Origin of the sequence: Allochromatium palmeri, from assembly GCF_009720725.1 — a bacterium.
GTDB classification, from domain to species: Bacteria; Pseudomonadota; Gammaproteobacteria; order Chromatiales; family Chromatiaceae; genus Thermochromatium; species Thermochromatium palmeri.
Genome location: NZ_WNKT01000008.1, coordinates 64,587 through 83,148 on the forward strand (window position 1 = coordinate 64,587; position 18,562 = coordinate 83,148).

At 58.8% G+C, this 18,562-nt stretch carries 13 protein-coding genes; all 13 read left to right on the forward strand.

What is annotated here, in order from left to right:
- The first annotated feature begins 116 nt into the window (after positions 1 to 116).
- The 13 genes from rfbF (at position 117) to GJ668_RS05950 (ending at position 18,532) form a co-directional block, all read left to right on the forward strand.
- Positions 117 to 890, forward strand: coding sequence for a glucose-1-phosphate cytidylyltransferase (gene rfbF / locus GJ668_RS05890; RefSeq protein ID WP_186342917.1), 774 nt, complete (start codon positions 117 to 119; stop codon positions 888 to 890).
- Positions 878 to 1,942, forward strand: coding sequence for a CDP-glucose 4,6-dehydratase (rfbG, locus tag GJ668_RS05895; RefSeq protein ID WP_343032183.1), 1,065 nt, complete (start codon positions 878 to 880; stop codon positions 1,940 to 1,942). The genes rfbF and rfbG overlap by 13 nt, the downstream gene beginning before the upstream one ends.
- Positions 1,943 to 1,972: 30 nt before the next feature.
- Positions 1,973 to 2,875, forward strand: coding sequence for a DUF2887 domain-containing protein (locus GJ668_RS05900; protein WP_155449221.1), 903 nt, complete (start codon positions 1,973 to 1,975; stop codon positions 2,873 to 2,875).
- Entirely contained in the window at positions 2,854 to 3,435 is a 582-nt protein-coding gene (gene rfbC / locus GJ668_RS05905; protein ID WP_155449222.1) for a dTDP-4-dehydrorhamnose 3,5-epimerase, read from the forward strand. The genes GJ668_RS05900 and rfbC overlap by 22 nt, the downstream gene beginning before the upstream one ends.
- Positions 3,432 to 4,670: a methyltransferase domain-containing protein gene (locus GJ668_RS21070; RefSeq protein ID WP_186342914.1), complete on the forward strand. Its 1,239-nt coding sequence runs from the start codon at positions 3,432 to 3,434 to the stop codon at positions 4,668 to 4,670. Before rfbC ends, GJ668_RS21070 begins: the two co-directional genes overlap by 4 nt.
- A 42-nt stretch (positions 4,671 to 4,712) precedes the next feature.
- Positions 4,713 to 5,723 (forward strand): Rpn family recombination-promoting nuclease/putative transposase, encoded by a 1,011-nt coding sequence (locus GJ668_RS05915; protein ID WP_155449223.1) that lies wholly within the window; start codon positions 4,713 to 4,715, stop codon positions 5,721 to 5,723.
- Positions 5,724 to 5,889: 166 nt separating this feature from the next.
- Positions 5,890 to 6,753, forward strand: a complete 864-nt coding sequence (locus GJ668_RS05920) for an NAD-dependent epimerase/dehydratase family protein (protein ID WP_155449224.1) — start codon at positions 5,890 to 5,892, stop codon at positions 6,751 to 6,753.
- 8 nt (positions 6,754 to 6,761) lie between these two features.
- Positions 6,762 to 7,508 carry a class I SAM-dependent methyltransferase gene (locus GJ668_RS05925; protein WP_155449225.1) on the forward strand — a complete coding sequence of 249 codons (747 nt, stop codon included), beginning with the start codon at positions 6,762 to 6,764 and terminating at the stop codon, positions 7,506 to 7,508.
- 14 nt (positions 7,509 to 7,522) lie between these two features.
- Positions 7,523 to 8,308, forward strand: coding sequence for a cephalosporin hydroxylase family protein (locus GJ668_RS05930; protein WP_246194649.1), 786 nt, complete (start codon positions 7,523 to 7,525; stop codon positions 8,306 to 8,308).
- A gap of 18 nt (positions 8,309 to 8,326) precedes the next feature.
- Positions 8,327 to 13,723: a tetratricopeptide repeat protein gene (locus GJ668_RS20530; RefSeq protein ID WP_246194650.1), complete on the forward strand. Its 5,397-nt coding sequence runs from the start codon at positions 8,327 to 8,329 to the stop codon at positions 13,721 to 13,723.
- 93 nt (positions 13,724 to 13,816) lie between these two features.
- A complete protein-coding gene (locus GJ668_RS05940) occupies positions 13,817 to 14,311 on the forward strand; it encodes a DUF29 domain-containing protein (protein WP_155449226.1) in 495 nt (164 codons plus the stop codon).
- Positions 14,308 to 16,503, forward strand: coding sequence for a tetratricopeptide repeat protein (locus GJ668_RS05945; protein WP_155449227.1), 2,196 nt, complete (start codon positions 14,308 to 14,310; stop codon positions 16,501 to 16,503). The genes GJ668_RS05940 and GJ668_RS05945 overlap by 4 nt, the downstream gene beginning before the upstream one ends.
- Before the next feature lie 31 nt (positions 16,504 to 16,534).
- Positions 16,535 to 18,532, forward strand: a complete 1,998-nt coding sequence (locus tag GJ668_RS05950; protein ID WP_155449228.1) for an O-linked N-acetylglucosamine transferase, SPINDLY family protein — start codon at positions 16,535 to 16,537, stop codon at positions 18,530 to 18,532.
- Positions 18,533 to 18,562: the final 30 nt, after the last annotated feature.

Below are 18,562 nucleotides of genomic sequence, written 5' to 3' on the forward strand. Positions count from 1 at the left end.
GACCTCGTCTGGGGTATATTGAGCGTCGACAGGATTGAATGACGAGCATAGCATGGAGCGAGGTGATCGCTCCGTAAGCACCGTATCCACACGCATTCATGACAAACTCTGACACTATTAAGGCCGTCATCCTCGCCGGCGGACTGGGCACCCGCATCGTCGAGGAATCGCATCTGCGGCCCAAGCCCATGATCGAGATCGGCGGGATGCCGATCCTGTGGCATATCATGAAGCTCTATGCCCATCACGGCGTGACCGACTTCGTCGTCTGCTGCGGCTACAAGGGCTATATCATCAAGGAATACTTCGCCAACTATTTCCTGCACATGTCGGACGTCACCATCGATCTGGCCAACAACCGGCTCGAAGTCCACCAGCATCAGGCCGAGCCCTGGCGGGTGACGCTGGTCGACACCGGCGCCGGTACTCAGACCGGTGGGCGTCTGAAACGGGTCGCCCCTTATCTGCGCGATCAGGAAGCGTTCTGTTTCACCTATGGTGACGGGCTGAGCGATGTCGACATCCGGGGAGTCATCGCCTTTCATCGTGAACATGGACGCTGGGCCACCGTCACCGCCGTGCCGGCGCCAGGGCGTTATGGCGCCATCGAGCGCGCCGGGTCGACCGTCACCGGTTTCATCGAAAAGCCACGCGGTGGGGATGGCCTGATCAACGGTGGTTTCTTCGTGCTCTCGCCGCGCTGTATCGACCTCATCGCCGACGATAAAACGACCTGGGAAGGTGATACGCTTCCCAAACTTAGTGTTCAAGGTCAACTCATGGCCTTCGAGCACCATGGATTCTGGCAGCCGATGGACACTCTACGCGACAAAAATCATCTCGAAGCCCTCTGGGCCTCGGGACATGCGCCTTGGAAGTGCTGGACTTGACACCCGAGTTCTGGCAACAGCGTCGCGTCTTCATCACTGGACATACCGGCTTCAAGGGCGGCTGGCTGGCGCTCTGGCTGGCCGAGCTGGGGGCGGAGGTTTATGGCTATGCGCTCGAACCGCCAACCACTCCCAATCTGTTCAGCGTCGCGCGTCTGGCTGAGTGTCTGTCGGGACACGTCATCGGCGACGTGCGCGATCCGTCGGCCCTGAACCGGGCGATCCTGGACGCCGCACCCGAGATCGTCTTCCATCTCGCCGCGCAACCGCTGGTGCGCGCGGGCTATTCAGATCCAGTCGCGACCTATGCCGTCAATGTCATGGGGAGCGTGCATCTGCTGGAGGCCGTGCGCCAGTGCCCGAGTGTGCGCGCCGTGGTCGTGGTGACGACCGACAAATGCTATGACAACCGTGAATGGGTCTGGCCCTATCGCGAAAACGATCCGCTCGGCGGTCATGACCCCTATTCCAGCAGCAAGGCCGCTGCCGAGCTGGTAACCCAGGCGTATCGGAGCGCCTTTCTCGCCGAGGCCGGTATTCAGGTCGCCAGTGTGCGCGCCGGCAATGTCATCGGCGGCGGTGACTGGGCACAGGATCGGCTGATCCCCGATGTGTTGCGCGCGCTCGATGCCGGTGAAGCGGTGCGTCTGCGCGCGCCCCACGCGATCCGCCCCTGGCAGCATGTACTCGAACCGCTCGCCGGCTATCTGAGCCTGGCCGAGCGTCTTCAGGCCCAGGAGGTCGAGCTGGCGACGGCCTGGAACTTCGGCCCGGATCCGGGCGATGCCTGGCCGGTGGAGCAGGTCGTGCGCCGGCTGTGCGAGCTCACTCAGGGACATTGGCAATCCGATCCCGATCCGGGGCCGCGCGAGTCGGTGCGACTCGATCTCGACAGCACGCAAGCGCGCACCCGGCTCGGCTGGCGTCCGCGCTGGTGTCTGAGTCAGGCCCTGGAGCGCACACTCGACTGGCATCATGCCTGGCGCGCGGGAGCCGATATGCAGGTTGTCACCCGCGAGCAGATCCGCGATTATCAATCCATCAGGCTGTAGCCTCAGAAGCATCGATCAGATGCAAACGCGATGCATAGCGACAAGCACATCTACCTGCTGTTGGGAGCCGATCCTGAGTTTCTGTATCGACTGACCGGTCTGCGGATCGAGGGCCGTTATCGGTTCGACGCGCTGGATGTCAAGGCACTGGAGCGGCGCATCGACGGCGTGGTGGTTCCTGAGGATGAGGCCGAGCCGATCTGGGCCATCGAGGTACAGGCCTGGCGTGATCCGGCGATCTATCACCGCTTGCTGATCGATATGGGCTTGCTGGGTGAGCGTTATCCGGGGCGCGAGGTGCGTGGCCTGCTGCTGTTCATCAGTCCTGGCCATGATCCCAAGACACCGCCCTGGGATGACTGTCTCATCAAGGCGACGACGCATTGTCCGCTACGTCGGTTGTATCTGGTCAAGGTGCTCGATCAGCTGCAAACGAGCGACCCCGAGCATCCGCTGTTGGCGGCGTTCCTGCCCTATCTGGTCGAGGATCGCGCCCGGTTGCGCGAGCAGGTGCCCTCGGCCTATCGTCGTCTCAAACAAAGTTCGTTACCCGACTTCGCCCGGCGCCAGTGCCTGGATGTGTTTCAATCCTGGTTGCTGGCCCGTTTCGATGATCTGACCCTGGAGGAGATTCTTGCCATGCTTGGTGAACTGACCCCGCTGGAACAGACCCGCGCCTATCGGGAGATCGTTGAGAAGAATCGACCGATCTGGCACGACGAAGGCCGGCAGGAAGGTCGGCAGGAAGGCCGGCAGCGTGAAGCTTGCACCTTGATTCTGCGCTTGTTAAAGCGCCGGTTCGGGCCGCTAACGTCTGAGCGGGAGGCGCGCATCACAGCGTTGCCGCTCGAGCGACTCGAAGACCTTGGTGAAGCCTTGCTGGACTTCAGCACCAGCGCGGATCTGGATTCATGGCTGGCCCGTTACGAGTGAGAGCGCGTTTTTGTGTTCAGCCGACCGCGCTCGATGATGTCGTCGTTGTCGAGCGACAGCCGATCGTCGATGAACGCGGCTGGTTCGAACGGCTGTTCTGTGCGCGTGAGCTGGAGTCGCTGACGGGCGGCAAGCCGATCGTGCAGATCAATCGCAGCCTGACCCGTCAGCGTGGTGCTGTGCGTGGATTGCACTACCAGCGCCCGCCGCACGCCGAGATCAAGCTCGTCACCTGTCTGCGCGGCGAGATCTTCGATGTTGCGGTCGATCTGCGTGCCGGATCGCCGACCTTCCTGCAGTGGCATGGCGAACGGCTCAGTGCTGGTGACGGACGGATGCTGCTGATTCCCGAGGGCTGCGCCCATGGCTTTCAGACGCTGAGCGATGATGTCGAACTACTCTATCTGCATACGGCCGAGTATGTGCCCGCGTCTGAGGCTGGACTGCATCCCGAAGATGCCCGGCTCGCCATCCGCTGGCCGGTGTCGATCACTGAGCTTTCACCCCGAGACCGGGCGCATCCGCTGATCGACGCCTCATTCGAGGGACTGCGGCTGTGAGTAGTGAACAACGCTGCCGCCACTGTCGCGCGCCGCTCAGGCTCACGCTAGCCGATCTTGGCAGCGCGCCGCCATCCAACGCCTATCTCACCGACGAGGATCTGGAAGCGCCCGAGATCTGGTACCCCCTGCGTGTTCTCGTCTGCGAGCACTGCTGGTTGGTGCAGACCCAGGACTTTGCCCGTGCCGACGCGCTCTTTCATCCCGATTACGCCTATTTCAGCAGCGTGTCGAGCACCTGGCTTGCGCATGCCGAGCGTTATGTAGCCGATATGGTCGAGCGGTTTAGACTGGATACCGGCCATCGCGTGGTCGAGATCGCCGCCAACGATGGCTATCTGCTGCAATACGTCCAGGCACGCGGCCTCCCCTGTCTCGGCATTGAGCCGACGACGGCGACGGCGGCCGCCGCGCGTGCCAAGGGGCTGACGATCGTTGGGGACTTTTTCGGTCTGGAGCTGGCTGAAACCCTGGTTGCTCAAGGCCAGGCGGCCGATCTCGTGGTGGCTAACAATGTCCTCGCTCATGTGCCCGACATCGATGATTTCGTGCGCGGTGTGGTCCGGCTGCTCAAGCCGTCCGGTCTGGCGACCTTCGAATTTCCGCATCTGTTGCGCCTGCTCGCCGAGACGCAGTTCGATACGCTCTATCACGAGCACTTTTCCTATCTCGCGCTCGGCGTGGTTGAGCGGATCTTCCGAGCTAATGGTCTGAGCGTCTTCGATGTCGAGGAATGGCCGACCCATGGCGGCAGTCTGCGGGTCTATGCGCAGCGTGCCGACACGGGACGCTGGCCACGCCAAGCTCGCGTTGATGCGTTGCTGCAACGGGAACGGGCGGCCGGACTCGAAACGCCGGCGGCTTACTCGGATTTCCAGGCGCGCGCCGAGACGATTCGTCATGAGCTGCTAGGCTTTTTGCTTCAGGCACGGCGGGAGGAGCGGCAGGTCGTGGGTTATGGTGCCGCCGCCAAGGGCAACACGCTGCTGAACTATGCCGGTGTGCGCCCCGACCTGCTAGCCTATGTCGTCGATCGCAATCCGGCCAAGCAGGCGCGTTATCTGCCGGGGAGCCGGATTCCGGTCGTCGATGAATCACGGCTGACCGAGACCCGGCCTGAGTATGTACTCATCCTGCCGTGGAATCTGCGCGACGAGGTGATGCGGCAGCTTGCGGAGGTTCGAGCCTGGGGCGGTCGGTTCGTCACGGCTGTGCCAAGGCTTCAACTGTGGTGATTGAGCGCCTTTCACTCACGATCGTTCGGAATCCATCTCGCTATGCCCAAGACACCCCGCTCCCGTAAACCCGCCAAGCCCCGTCCAAACGCGGGCACTCGCCGCCCCCGCCATCATGACCACAGCTACAAACAGTTGTTCTCGCATCCGGAGATGGTGCGTGATCTGTTGACCGGTTTTGTGCATGAGCGCTGGGTCGCCTCGGTGGATCTGGGATCGCTGGAGGCGGTCAAGGCCAGTTTCATCACCGACGATTTCCGTGAACGCGAGGATGATGTCATCTGGCGCGTGCGTTGGGCCGACGGCTGGCTCTATGTCTATATCCTGATCGAGTTCCAGAGCCGGGTCGATGCCTTCATGGGCGTGCGTATCGCCAACTATGTCTCGCTGCTGTATCAGGATCTGCTGGCGCGTCAGGCGCTGACCGACGATGACCTTCTGCCGCCGGTGCTGCCGATCGTGCTCTACAATGGCGAGAGTCGCTGGTCGGCACCGACCGATCTGCACACGCTGATCGAGGCGGTTCCGGGCGGGCTGGAAGCCTATCGGCCGCACTGGGCCTATCTGCTACTCGATGAGGGGGCGATCATCGGGAATGCGGACTATCCGCTGGAGGTGCGCAATCTGGCGGTGGCACTGTTTCAGTTGGAGAAGGCGCGTGACGAACCCACCTGGCTGGCGGTCTATGCGCGCTTGGTCGAGGTGCTCGACAGCCAGGCGCTGGATAGCCTCAAGCGGGCCTTCGGGCGCTGGATCTACAAGAGTTTCATCCGGCGCAAGCGTCCGGGAATTCGCTTGCCGGATATCGACGATTTCCATGAGGTGCATGTCATGTTGCAACAACGGGTCGAACAGTGGAATGCGGAGATTCGCGAGCAGGGGCGTCTTGAGGGACGTCTTGAGGGACGTACTGAAGGTCGTCAGGAAAATCAGCGTTCAACGGCTCTGGCCATGCTCCAGCGCACGGCGCTCGATGAAGCCACCATTGCCGAGTTGACCGGATTATCCGTGGAAGAGGTCAGGGCGTTGCGTAACGGGCCTAGCCACCATTAGAACCGTCAGCTGCTTCGATTGAAACAGACTCTACTGAGATGCACACAATCAGCTTTTATGATGAGCGCGTCCTGAGCGACCACTTTGGAAAATGAAATTTTGAATCCTGAGTTTCATCCTGACTGAAGTCAGGGAGTTATCAGTGCTGCCGGTGAGGCGTTCATTCATGAAGGTTGTATTGACCGGCGCAAGCGGGTTCATTGGGCGCTATGTTTTAGAAACTTTGCAGCGTTACGAAATCGCAACAATAGCTGTTGGGCGGCATTCGCCGGCATCGGGCGAATTTCAAGCGATTGATCTGCTGACGGCCACGGATATCGAGTTGAATCAGCTCTGTGACCGCACGGCCGCGACGCATTTGCTCCATCTGGCTTGGTATGCCGAACATGGTCACTATTGGACTTCGCCGCTCAATCTGCGTTGGAGCGAGGCCAGCGTCCGCCTCGTCGAAGCTTTTTGCCGTGCCGGAGGACGTCAAGTAGTGGTGGCGGGCACCTGTGCGGAATATGACTGGTCTTACGGTTACTGCCGCGAGGACACTACGCCCCTGAATCCGACCACGCTCTACGGCGTTGCCAAGGATGCGACCCGTCGGCTGGTTGCGGGGGTGTGCAAACAGGCCCAGGTTCCCTGCGCCTGGAGCAGAATCTTTCTGCCTTATGGCCAAGGCGAACCCAGCCAACGTCTGATTCCTTCGCTGATCGAAGCTTTTCAGGGCAGAAGAGCACCTTTTGGCGTGAATGCGCGAGCGTATCGAGACTTTCTGCATGCATCGGATGTAGCCGAAGGATTGATCACGCTACTGATATCTGGCGCGAATGGCTCTTACAACATCAGTTCGGGGGAGCCTGTGCGGATTGGCGATTTGGTCGAAATTATGGCGCGTCATTACAATGTGGATGCACGCTTGATCCTGGATCGGATAACGGAACGTTCAGGAGAGCCATGCCTGTTGGTCGGAGAAAATCTCAAGCTTAGGGCATTAGGTTGGACGCCTAGCTTGTCGTTTATAGAACATCTGAGGCAATAGAAAATCATATGTGGTTTACGGGCTTAAATTTTAATGTATCTGATCCTGAGGCGTTTGCTCGATGTGTAGAAGGAATCCGAAAAAGCATCTCGACCCCAGATCACTTTTTTTGTTCTGACAACCTCATCACCTGGAACAAAAATCTGGGGTTCTTGGGTAACCAAAGATTTTGGGATACGGTGCGTCGCAATTCAACTAACAATATCGAGTTATCAATTATTTGGAGAACCTATATTCTCTGCTGGTTTGCGCGATACGCAAAAGCCATTAATGGCGACTTTGTAGAAGTCGGTGCTTATGAGGGAAATACTGCTAATATTATCCTCGAAGAAGCGGACCTAGCGGCAACAGGTAAAAGCTATTTTATTTATGATGCCTTTGATCACTCTGAAAAAGACATCAATCATGCGATGCCTGAACATGGGCCTGATCTTTATAATAAAGTCTGCGCGCGATTCGATAAATATGAATTCGTAAAGGTTGTCAAGGGATATGTCCCGGATTCTTTTGCGCTAAATTTTCCTGAAAAAATTGCTTTTGCGCATATTGATCTTAATCAGGCACCGGCTGAAGTCGGTGCCTTGCGGCAGATCATCCCCGTCCTTGCACCGGGTGCAGTGATTATTTTAGATGATTATGGGTGGCATGCATATCATCAACAAAAAGAAGCCGAAGATCCTTTGTTTGCAGAATACGGGCTTGAGGTTCTTGAGCTTCCAACCGGTCAAGGTCTTGTCTTGAATCATTACTCCTGAATGAGGCATCGGCCATGGCTGAATTTAACATGAGCGAATTCAAGCAGGAAGTTTCTGCCCGCATTGCGGAAAATGGAGAGAACCGCCAGATGGCAGCGGCTGCTCAGGCATTTCTTCATGTATCGACACAGCCAAAATATTGCTATAACTTCGCGTGGCTTGATCGCCCCATTATTCAATATCCGCAAGACATTGTCGCCATACAGGAACTGATCTGGTCGGTCAAACCCGATCTGATCATCGAAACCGGCATCGCCCATGGCGGTTCGCTGATCCTCAGTGCCTCAATGCTGGCGCTGCTCGATTACAACGATGCGGTTGAAGCCGGAACCCTTCTCGACCCTGCCAAGCCCAAGCGCCGTGTGCTCGGCATCGACATCGACATTCGTGCTCACAATCGTGCCGCCATCGAAGCGCACCCCATGGCTTCGCGCATTCAGATGATCGAAGGCTCAAGTATCGCGCCGGACATCGTCGAGCAGGTCAAGGCCATTGCCGCCAATCATAATCGCATCCTAGTTTGTCTGGATTCCATGCATACCCATGAGCATGTGCTCGCCGAGCTTGAAGCTTACGCTCCATTGACCAGTATCGACAGTTACTGCGTCGTCTTTGACACCATAATCGAAGACTTGCCTGCCGATATGTATCCTGATCGCCCCTGGGGGCCGGGTAACAATCCCAAGAGTGCCGTGCGGGCCTATCTCAAGCGCCACCCTGAATTCGAGATCGACTACAGCATTCAACATAAGCTGATGATCACCGTCGCACCAGACGGTTATTTGCGGCGAGTCAGATAATGGAATCCATTCGGCGCCATGAATAAAACGACAGATCGATGCAACGAAGCCCTGATTCATCATCGTGCCGGTCGTCTGGAGGCAGCGGAGAACCTTTATCTCGAGATTCTGGCGCGGGATGAAGGGCATGCCGAAGCCCATCACAATCTGGGCGTGATCGAGATCGAGCGTGGTCGACACGAATCAGGTCTGGCGCATCTTCGGCGGGCACTGGAACTGGCTCCAGGCATGGGCGGCTATTGGCTCTCGCTGGCAGAGGGTTTGCTCGTCGCGCAACAGATCGACGAGGCGCGTTCGGTGATGGAGCGGGCGAAGGCGATCGGACTCAACACTCCAGCCGCAATGGCGCTGTGTGAACGTCTCGCCATTGAACCGACGGACACTGCCGCCGGCGCGGAACCCTCATCAAGCGCTATCCCTGTGTGGCAACAGCAAAGAGTGATGAATTTACTGCGTCAGGGTCAGTTCGCTGAGGGAGAAGTCGTCGCACGTCAACTGACCGAGCATTATCCGCAAAATGCCTTCGGCTGGAAGGTGCTGGGAACGATGCTTTACAATCGCCAGCAGTACCAGGCGGCTTCGACCATGCTTCTGCGTGCCATCGACATCGATCCACACGATGTCGAATGCCTCAATACCCTCGGCAATACTCTGCACAACCTTGGTCGCCTGAATGAGGCGATTGATTATTTTAACCGCGCGTTAGAGACAAACCCTACCGCTGTGACAGAACCCTCATCGGGCACTGTCCCTATGTGGCAGCAGCGAAGGGTGTTGAATTTCCTGCGTCAAAAACAGTTTGCCGAGGGGGAAAACGTCGCCCGAAGATTGGTCGAAAAATATCCGCAAGACGCCTTCAGCTGGAAGGCAGCTGGAACCATGCTATTCAAGCGTCAAAAATACCAGGACGCACTGACTATGCTCCTGCGTGCTATCGGCATTGATCCACGAAATGCTGAGTGCCTCAATACTCTTGGCAATACCTTGCAAAGCCTTGGTCGTCTGAAAGAGGCACTGGATTGTTTTAATCGCGCGCTTGAGATCGACCCAAAATATGCGGCTGCACACAATAGCAAAGGTGTGACGTTAAAGAACTTGAAGCGCCAGGAAGAGGCTGTTTCCAGCTACCGGCAGGCGATCCGGTTCGACCCCGATCTGGCTGAAGCACATAACAATCTAGGATCCGTCTTCAGTGACATGGGGCGTCTGGATGAGGCATTGGAATGTATTCGACGGTCGCTGGCGATCAATCCTGACTTTGCCGACGCTTACAACAATCTTGCCGGACCCATGCAGGAACAGGGACGCCTGGATGAAGCACTCACGGCTTATGATCGGGCGATCAACCTGGAGCCTGATCTTGCTGCCATTTATTCCAATCGACTGTTTGTCTTGAATTATCACCCGGACACGCCGGCCGAGGAAATTTTTGCGGCGTATCGTGACTTTGATCGGCGTTTTGGCGAGCATCGATCCAGTTGGCAGGCACAACATGACAATGACCGCAATCCTAAGCGCCGGCTGCGCATTGGTTATGTCTCGCCCGATTTCAATAAACACTCCGCCCGCCACTTTCTGGAGCCGTTGCTGATCCATCACGACAAGTCTAAGGTGGAAATCACAGCTTATGCCGAGCTGACAGGCGAGGATGCCGTCACCGCGCGTTACCGGCAACATGTCGATCATTGGGTCAAAACAAACGGGATGAGCGATGACGAATTGAGTGCGCGCATCCGTGCCGACGGGATCGATATTCTGGTCGAGCTGGCCGGTCATACTGGGGGCAACCGCTTGGGCGTCTTTGCCCGGCGTCCTGCGCCAGTCTCGCTGTCCTGGATGGGTTACGGCTATACCACGGGTTTGAGCGCCATCGATTATTTTCTCACCGATGAGATTATGGTCCCGCCGGGCAGTGAGGCGCTGTTTGCCGAGCAACCCTGGCGAATCGCGGTTCCATCGCTGGTCTATCGACCAGCCGAGGAGATGAGCGAGGTTGGCCCGCTGCCGGCATTGAGTAGAGGCTTCATCACGTTCGGTACCCTTTCACGCGGGATTCGCATCAACCATCGCACCATTCGCGTGTGGGCGACATTACTCAAGCGTTTACCAGAGTCGCGTCTGGTGATCGACAGCAAGGCCTTTGTCACCCAATCGATGCAAACCCGAATGGCTGAACAGTTCGCCGCGCACGGCATCGACCCCGAGCGGCTGGAGATCGGCTACCACAGTCCGCCCTGGGATGTGCTGCGCGGCATCGACATCGGCCTGGACTGCTTTCCGCATAATTCCGGCACTACGCTGATTGAGTCGCTCTATATGGGGGTGCCATTCATCACACTCGCCGATCGACCGAGTGTAGGGCGTATCGGCAGCTTGATCCTGAGCGGTGCCGGACATGACGAATGGATCGCGACGACTGAGGACGAATACATCGAAAAGGCGCTGTTGCTGGCGGGCGATCCGGAGCGTCTGGCGGCCATCCGCGCCAATCTGCGCGATGAGCTGGAGCATGGTGCCTGGCGTGACGAGGCTGGATTTGCGCGCCGGATCGAGCAGGCCTATCGTGAGATGTGGCAGCACTGGTGTGTTGGAGCCGAAACGACAGACAGCACCATCGGACATGAAACGCACCCGTCGCCTTTAGTTGAGCATCAAGATAAAGCCGGAAAACGGCGGCCAACGTCTGATTCACGCCGAACGATCACGACGGCATCCCTGGACGAACAGCAAGCTGTGATTGCGCTGTATGAGGCACGAAGACTGAAGGACGCGCAGGTCGTCGCGCAACGTCTCACGATCCATCATCCTGACGATGCCTTTGGCTGGAAGGTTCTGGGTATCACCCAACTTGAGTGCGGCCAGATCCAGGATTCGCTCTCCGCATTCGAGCGTTCACTCGCGCTCGATCCTGCTGATGCGGCCTGTCTGAACAGCCTCGGCAATGCGCTCAAGATGCTTGGCCGACTGGACGAGGCGCTCGATCATTACCAGCATGCCCTGGCGATCAGCCCGACCTTTGTCGAGGCGCACAACAATCTGGGCAGCACACTCCAGTCCCTTGGCCGTTTTGACGAAGCTCTGGCCTGCCTGGAGCAGGCTGTCGCGCTCAACGCCGACTTTGCCGAGGCCTGGCATAACATGGCCAATGTCCTCTGCGATCTTGGACGTCACGAGGACGCCCTAGATGGTTTCAGGCGCGCCATCAGACTTAAACCGCATCTGTCCGGGGTCGAGTATGGCATGGGCATTGCTCTCCATGCGCTCGGGCACCTGGATGAGGCGTTGGCGTCTTTCATGCGCGCGTCCCAGCGCGAACCCGATTCGGTGGATGTCCTTAATCATCTGGGCAATCTGTTACGCGAACTTGGGCGTCATGATGAAGCAATAGCGTATTACCGGCAGGCGCTGGCGCTCGCGCCCGAGGATGCCTTGCTGCATAACAATCTCGGCAGCGTCCTGCGCACACTTGGTCATCTGGACGAGGCACTGGCGCATCATCTCCAGGCATTGAACATCAATCCTCAGTTTGCCGAGGCGTTCAACGATACGGGGCTGGCCATGCAGGATCTGGGGCGCCTGGATGAAGCCGAAACCCACTATCGTCAAGCCCTGGTACTCAATCCTGATCTGGCGGAGGCACACGGTAATCTGGGCAATCTTTGGCAGGAATTCGGTCGTTTCGAAGAAGCTCTGGCCTGTTATCTGCGCGTCATTGCCATCAAGCCTCACTCTCCGGATGCCTACAACAGCATGGGGTTGGCCCTGATGGCGCTCGGACGGCTTGAAGAGGCGCGCGCCTGCTTCGAGAAGGCCCTGGCGATCAAGCCGGATCATGTCTATGCGCGGATCGATCTGGGGAATGTCTTGCAGCATCAAGGCCGGCTCGACGATGCCCTGGCCTGTCTGGATCAAGCCTTATCGCTCAAGCCGGATCAGGCGGTCGGGTGGAATAATCGCGGAAATGTATTCAGAGATCTGGGACGTCTCGATGAGGCGTTGTCATCCTTCAATCAAGCCCAACACGTTAAACCGAATGAAGCGGCCACGCTGATCAATCGTGGCAATGTCCTCGCTTCCCTGGGGCGCCTGGATGATGCTTTGGTGGATTATGCAAGCGCCTTGGCCATCGATCCGAATGCGGCGATGGCGCTGACGAACTGGCTTTTCGCCTTGAACTATCATCCGGACAAATCCGCCGAAGACATTTTTGCAACCTATCAGGACTATGACCGGCGTTTCGGCGAGCCGCATCGTGCCAGCTGGCAGGCGCATGCTAACGACCGCGACCCCGTGCGGCGCCTGCGTATCGGTTATGTCTCGCCGGATTTCCGCAGTCACTCCTCGCGCCATTTTCTGGAGCCGCTGCTGGCCCATCACGACAAGTCACAGGTGGAGGTGACCGCGTACGCCGAGCTGTCACGCGAAGACGCTGTGACGGTTCGTTATCGCCGCTATATCGATCATTGGGTCAGCACACGGGGCTTGAGTGATGCGGATTTGGCCGCGCGCATCCGCGCCGACGGGATCGACATCCTGATCGATGTGGCCGGGCACACGGCCAACAACCGTCTAGGGATCTTCGCCCGGCGTCCCGCGCCGGTATCGGTGTCCTGGATGGGCTATGGCTATACCACGGGACTGAGTGCCATCGATTATTTCCTCTGCGACCCGGTGATGGTTCCGGAGGGCAGCGAACATCTGTTTTCCGAGCAGCCGTGGCGCATCGACGTGCCCTCGCTGGTGTATCGCCCCGCTGAGGGTATGGGCGAGGTTGGGCCACTACCGGCCCTCGGTCGCGGATATCTGGCCTTCGGTACGCTCACGCGCAGCGTGCGCATCAATCACCGCACCATCCGTGTCTGGTCGGCGATTCTCCAGCAGGTACCCGGCTCACGCTTGGTCGTCAATAGCAAGGACTTCACGACAACCGCCATGCAACAGATGTTGGCCGAGCGCTTTGCCGCGCACGGCATCGGCCCGGAGCGCCTGGAGATCGGCTGCCACAGCCCACCCTGGGACGTGCTGCGCGGCATCGACATCGGCCTCGACTGCTTTCCGCACAACTCCGGCACCACGCTCATCGAGTCGCTCTACATGGGCGTGCCCTTCGTCACGCTCGCCGAACGTCCGAGCGTGGGGCGCATCGGCAGTCTGATGCTCGCCGGCGCGGGACATCCGGAATGGATCGCCGACAGCGAGGACGACTACATCGCCAAAGCGGTTGCGCTGGCGAGCGATATGGAGCGGCTGGCGACGATCCGCGCCAGTCTGCGCGACGAACTGGAACGCGGCCCCTGGCGCGATGAGGCTGGCTTTGCGCGGCGCGTCGAACGGGCCTATCGCGAGATGTGGCGGCGCTGGTGCGGGATCGCTCCCGGGCCGGACGGGGCATTCGCCCCGTTCGGAACGTTTTGAAGGCGCGCTGACGCTCTGGGGCAGTCAAACGTCCGGGACAGGGTGAATACCCCGTCCCGCTTTAAAATGACATTTTTCCGGGATCAAAACGTCATGAACTACTCTGCTGAAATCTACGAACGCGACTTTGATGCCTGGGTGCAAAGCCAAGTTTTTCTATTGAGGCAGGGCAAAACCGGCGAGATTGACGTGGAGCATCTCATCGAAGAGCTGGAAGAGATGGGTAAAAGCAACCTTCGAGAGCTTGAAAGCCGGTTCATTATCCTGATCGCGCATTTGCTGAAATGGCAATTTCAACTGGAGATGCTGGCGATGCAATGGAAGGAATTCGAGGGGAAAAGCTGGCGTAAGACCATCATCGAGCAGCGCACGCAAATTTCATTCCTGATTAAAAAAGTCCCAAGCCTCAAATCATCGCTTCATCTGGCGATGACAGAGGCATACACTGAAGCGCGGCGGCTGGCCATCAAAGAAACCGCTTTGGCTCCGGAAGTCTTCCCAATTGATTGTCCCTACTCGGTAGAGCAGCTCTTCGATGAGGATTTTTATCCCGATTGTTCGTTGTCTCAACGGGGGTGTGAATCATGACTGATCGTAATCTGCATGAAAGCCCTCGGGATGCGCTGGATGCCGCGTCCGAACGGGAGGCCGATGCCCTGCTGGCGCTGTTTGAACAGCGTCGCTATGCCGAGGCCGAAACACAGGTCAGACAATGGATCGAGCGTCATCCCAGCGATGCTTTTGGCTGGAAGTTGCTAGGCGCGATCCTGCAGCAGAGCCGGCGGAATCAGGAAGCCGCTGCCGCCCTTGAACAAGCCCTCAGGCTTGATTCGCAGGATTCCGAATCACTGAATACGCTCGGTGCGGCACTTCAGGATCTGGGGCGACTCGCAGAAGCTGGTGTGCGTTATGCACAGGCGGCCAAACTGTCACCTGGCTTTGTCGCCGCCATCTACAACCTGGCGGGCCTGTTACAGACCATGGGCCGGCTTGAAGAGTCTCAGGCGTATTACGCCCGAGTGTTGGCCATCGACCCACAGCATGTCAAAGCACTCAATAATCATGGCTCCGTCCTGCGCGAGTTGGGGCGCCTGGACGAGGCACTGGCCTGTTTTCGGCAAGCGGTAGCCATTCAGCCGAATCAGGCCGATGCCTACAGCAATCTGGGCAACGCTCTGATCGCACAGGGTCGATTGGACGAAGCCCTGGCCTGCCATGAGCGTGCAGCCATGCTCCAGCCCGGTCACCCCAAGATTTTGTCTAATCTCGGCAATGCACTCCAGCATCTCGGGCGACTCGATGAGTCGCTAGCTACCTATCAGCGAGCAATGGCGATTCATGCGGAGCACAACCCCATCGACCAGAAGGCTTTGGCATCCCAGCAGTTAGCCTCGCTGATTCAGTCCGAACACCCTGAAATGCTCGTCATTCTGGGTAATACCAATCAGTATCTTGGTAATCTCGATGAAGCAGAGTCCGCTTACCGCCGGGCATTGGCCATCAGTGTCGATTACTCGATTTATAGCAAATTGCTTTTCACGCTGAACTATTACCCGGACAAATCGGCTTCGGAGATCTTTGCCGTCTACCAGGATTTCGACCAGCGTTTCGGCGAGCCGCACCGCGCAAGCTGGCAGCCGCACGCGAACGACCCTGATCCCATGCGGCGCCTGCGCATCGGCTATGTCTCGCCGGATTTTCGCAGCCATTCCTCGCGCCATTTTCTGGAGCCGCTGCTGGCGCAGCATGACAAGTCACAGGTGGAGTTGACCGCTTATGCTGAGCTGACGCGGGACGATGCTGTCACGGCGCGCTATCGAAAATACGTTGACCACTGGGTGCCGACCAAAGGCGTGAGTGATGCCGATTTGGCTGCACGTATCCGCGCCGACGGCATCGATATCCTGATCGACGTGGCCGGACACACAGCCAACAACCGTCTGGGGATCTTCGCGCGTCGTCCCGCGCCGGTGTCGGTGTCCTGGATGGGTTATGGCTATACCACGGGACTGAGCGCCATCGACTATTTTCTCTGCGACCCGGTCATGGTGCCGGACGGCAGCGAAGGGCTGTTTGCCGAGCAGCCGTGGCGGCTCGACGTGCCCTCGCTGGTCTATCGCCCGGCCGAGGGCATGGGCGAGGTTGGACCACTGCCGGCACTGGATCGCGGACACCTCACCTTCGGCACGCTCACGCGCAGCGTGCGCATCAATCACCGCACCATCCGCGTCTGGTCGGCGATCCTCCAGCAGGTGCCCGGCTCACGACTGGTCGTCGATAGCAAGGACTTTTCCACTGAAGCGATGCAACAGATGCTGGCCGAGCGCTTCGCCGCGCACGGCATCGGCCCCGAGCGCCTGGAGATCGGCTGCCACAGCCCGCCCTGGGACGTGCTGCGCGGCATCGACATCGGCCTGGACTGCTTTCCGCACAACTCCGGGACCACGCTGATCGAATCGCTCTATCTGGGCGTCCCCTTCATCACGCTGGCCGAACGTCCGAGCGTGGGACGCATCGGCAGTCTGATGCTCGCGGGGGCAGGCCGTGCGGAATGGATCGCCGACAGCGAGGAGGACTATATCGCCAAGGCGGTCGCGCTGGCGGGCGATCTGGAACGTCTGGCCATGATCCGCGCCAGTCTGCGCGACGAGCTGGAACGTGGTCCCTGGCGTGACGAAGCCGGCTTTGCACGGCGCGTCGAGCAGGCTTATCGCGAGATGTGGCAACGCTGGTGCCTGAAGCATTCAACCGCAATCAACGAAAATCAACTTGCATGTTGAGCGAAATCTTGATCGGGCAGGAGCGCGCACCATGACCAGCGACCATGAAATGCTGCTCGAACGGCTGCGGGCCGGACAACTCGCGCAGGCCGAAACGCTGGCAAGGACATTGACCGAACGTGATCCGGATGATGCCTTCGGTTGGAAAGTGCTTGGCACCCTGATGGTGCGGGATGACCGCAGCCAAGACGCCGTATCGGTACTGGAACAGGCCAGCCGACTCGCTCCGCAGGACGCAGAGACGCTCAACAGTCTGGCGCGTGCTTATCAAATTCTGGGGCGATTTCACGAGGCATTGCAGCTTTATCATGATGCGCTGGAGTTGCAGCCTGAATTCGCCGAGTGCTGGAACAACCAGGGGACGGCGCAGCATGCATTGGGGCAGCATGATGACGCGCTGAAAAGTTATGATCGAGCCTTGGCAATTCAACCAGCCTATGTCAAGGCGCTTAACAATCGAGGAAAGTTGCTGCGCGAATTGGGATGCGTCGAGGAGGCATTAGCAACCCATGATCGGGCATTGGCCATTGCTCCCAATAATGCCGAGACACACAGTTATCGGGGCTTGGCTTTACAGGCCATGGAGCGTATCGACGAGGCTCTGGCCTGTTATGATCGAGCCTTGGCGATCCATGCCAAGATGCTCGAAAAAAATGGCACCGCAGTTCTGACTGATCGCGAAAATATACTGTTTTCCATGATCAATCGTGGCAATGCGCTGTTTTCAATGAGGCGATTGGATGATGCACTGGTCGATTATGCCAAGGCCTTAGAGTTTGATCCTGACTTTTCGATTGCGCTATCGAATGCGCTGTTCGTCTTGAATTACCACCCAGACAAACCGGCCGAGGATATTTTTGCAGCCTATCAGGACTATGACCGACGTTTTGGTGAGCCGCATCGATCCAGTTGGCAAGCGCATGGCAATACCCGCGATCCCGCGCGGCGCCTGCGTGTCGGCTATGTGTCGCCGGATTTCCGTGAGCATTCCGCGCGTCATTTTCTGGAACCACTGCTGGCACGGCATGACCGGAATGAAGTGGAGATCACCGCCTACGCCGAGCTGGCGTGCGAGGATCGGGTCACGGCGCGCTATCGCGGTTATGTCGATCATTGGGTCGCGACGCGGGGATTGAGCGACGCGGCGTTGGCCGAGCGCATCCGCGCCGACGGGATCGATATCCTGGTGGAAGTGGCTGGCCATACCGCCAGCAATCGCCTTGGGGTCTTCGCGCGTCGTCCCGCGCCGGTCTCGGTATCTTGGATGGGCTACGGTTATACCACCGGCTTGCGAGCCATCGATTATTTTCTCTGCGATCCGGTCATGGTGCCGGAAGGCAGCGAGGGGTTGTTTGCCGAGCAGCCCTGGCGTCTCGCGCCCCCCTCGCTCGTCTATCGACCCGACGAGGGCATGGGCGAGCCAGGGCCGCTGCCGGCGCTGAGCCGAGGCTACTTGACCTTTGGCACCCTCACGCGCAGCGTGCGCATCAATCACCGCACCATCCGCGTCTGGTCGGCGATCCTCCAGCAAGTAGCCGACGCGCGGCTGGTGATCGACAGCAAGAACTTCGCCACGCAGTCCATGCAAGCCCGACTGGCCGAACGCTTCGGTGCGCACGGCATTGGCCCTGAACGCCTAGAGATCGGCTGTCACAGTCCGCCCTGGGACGTGCTGCGCGGCATCGATATCGGCCTGGACTGCTTTCCTCACAACTCCGGCACCACGCTGATCGAATCGCTCTATATGGGCGTGCCCTTCGTCACGCTCGCCGAGCGCCCCAGCGTGGGACGCATCGGCAGTATGATACTGGCGGGTGCGGGGCATGCGGAGTGGATCGCCAGCACTGAGGATGACTACATCGAGAAAGCTGTAGCCTTGGCGAGCGATCTGGAGCGCCTGGCGACCGTCCGCGCTAGCTTGCGCGGTGAGTTGGAAACCGGTCTCTGGCGAGACGAGGCCGGCTTTGCGCGCCGGGTCGAGCAGGCCTATCGCAACATGTGGCAGCACTGGTGTGCGACGGTGGTTTAACATGGGTTCAGATGGACACAGCATCCTGCC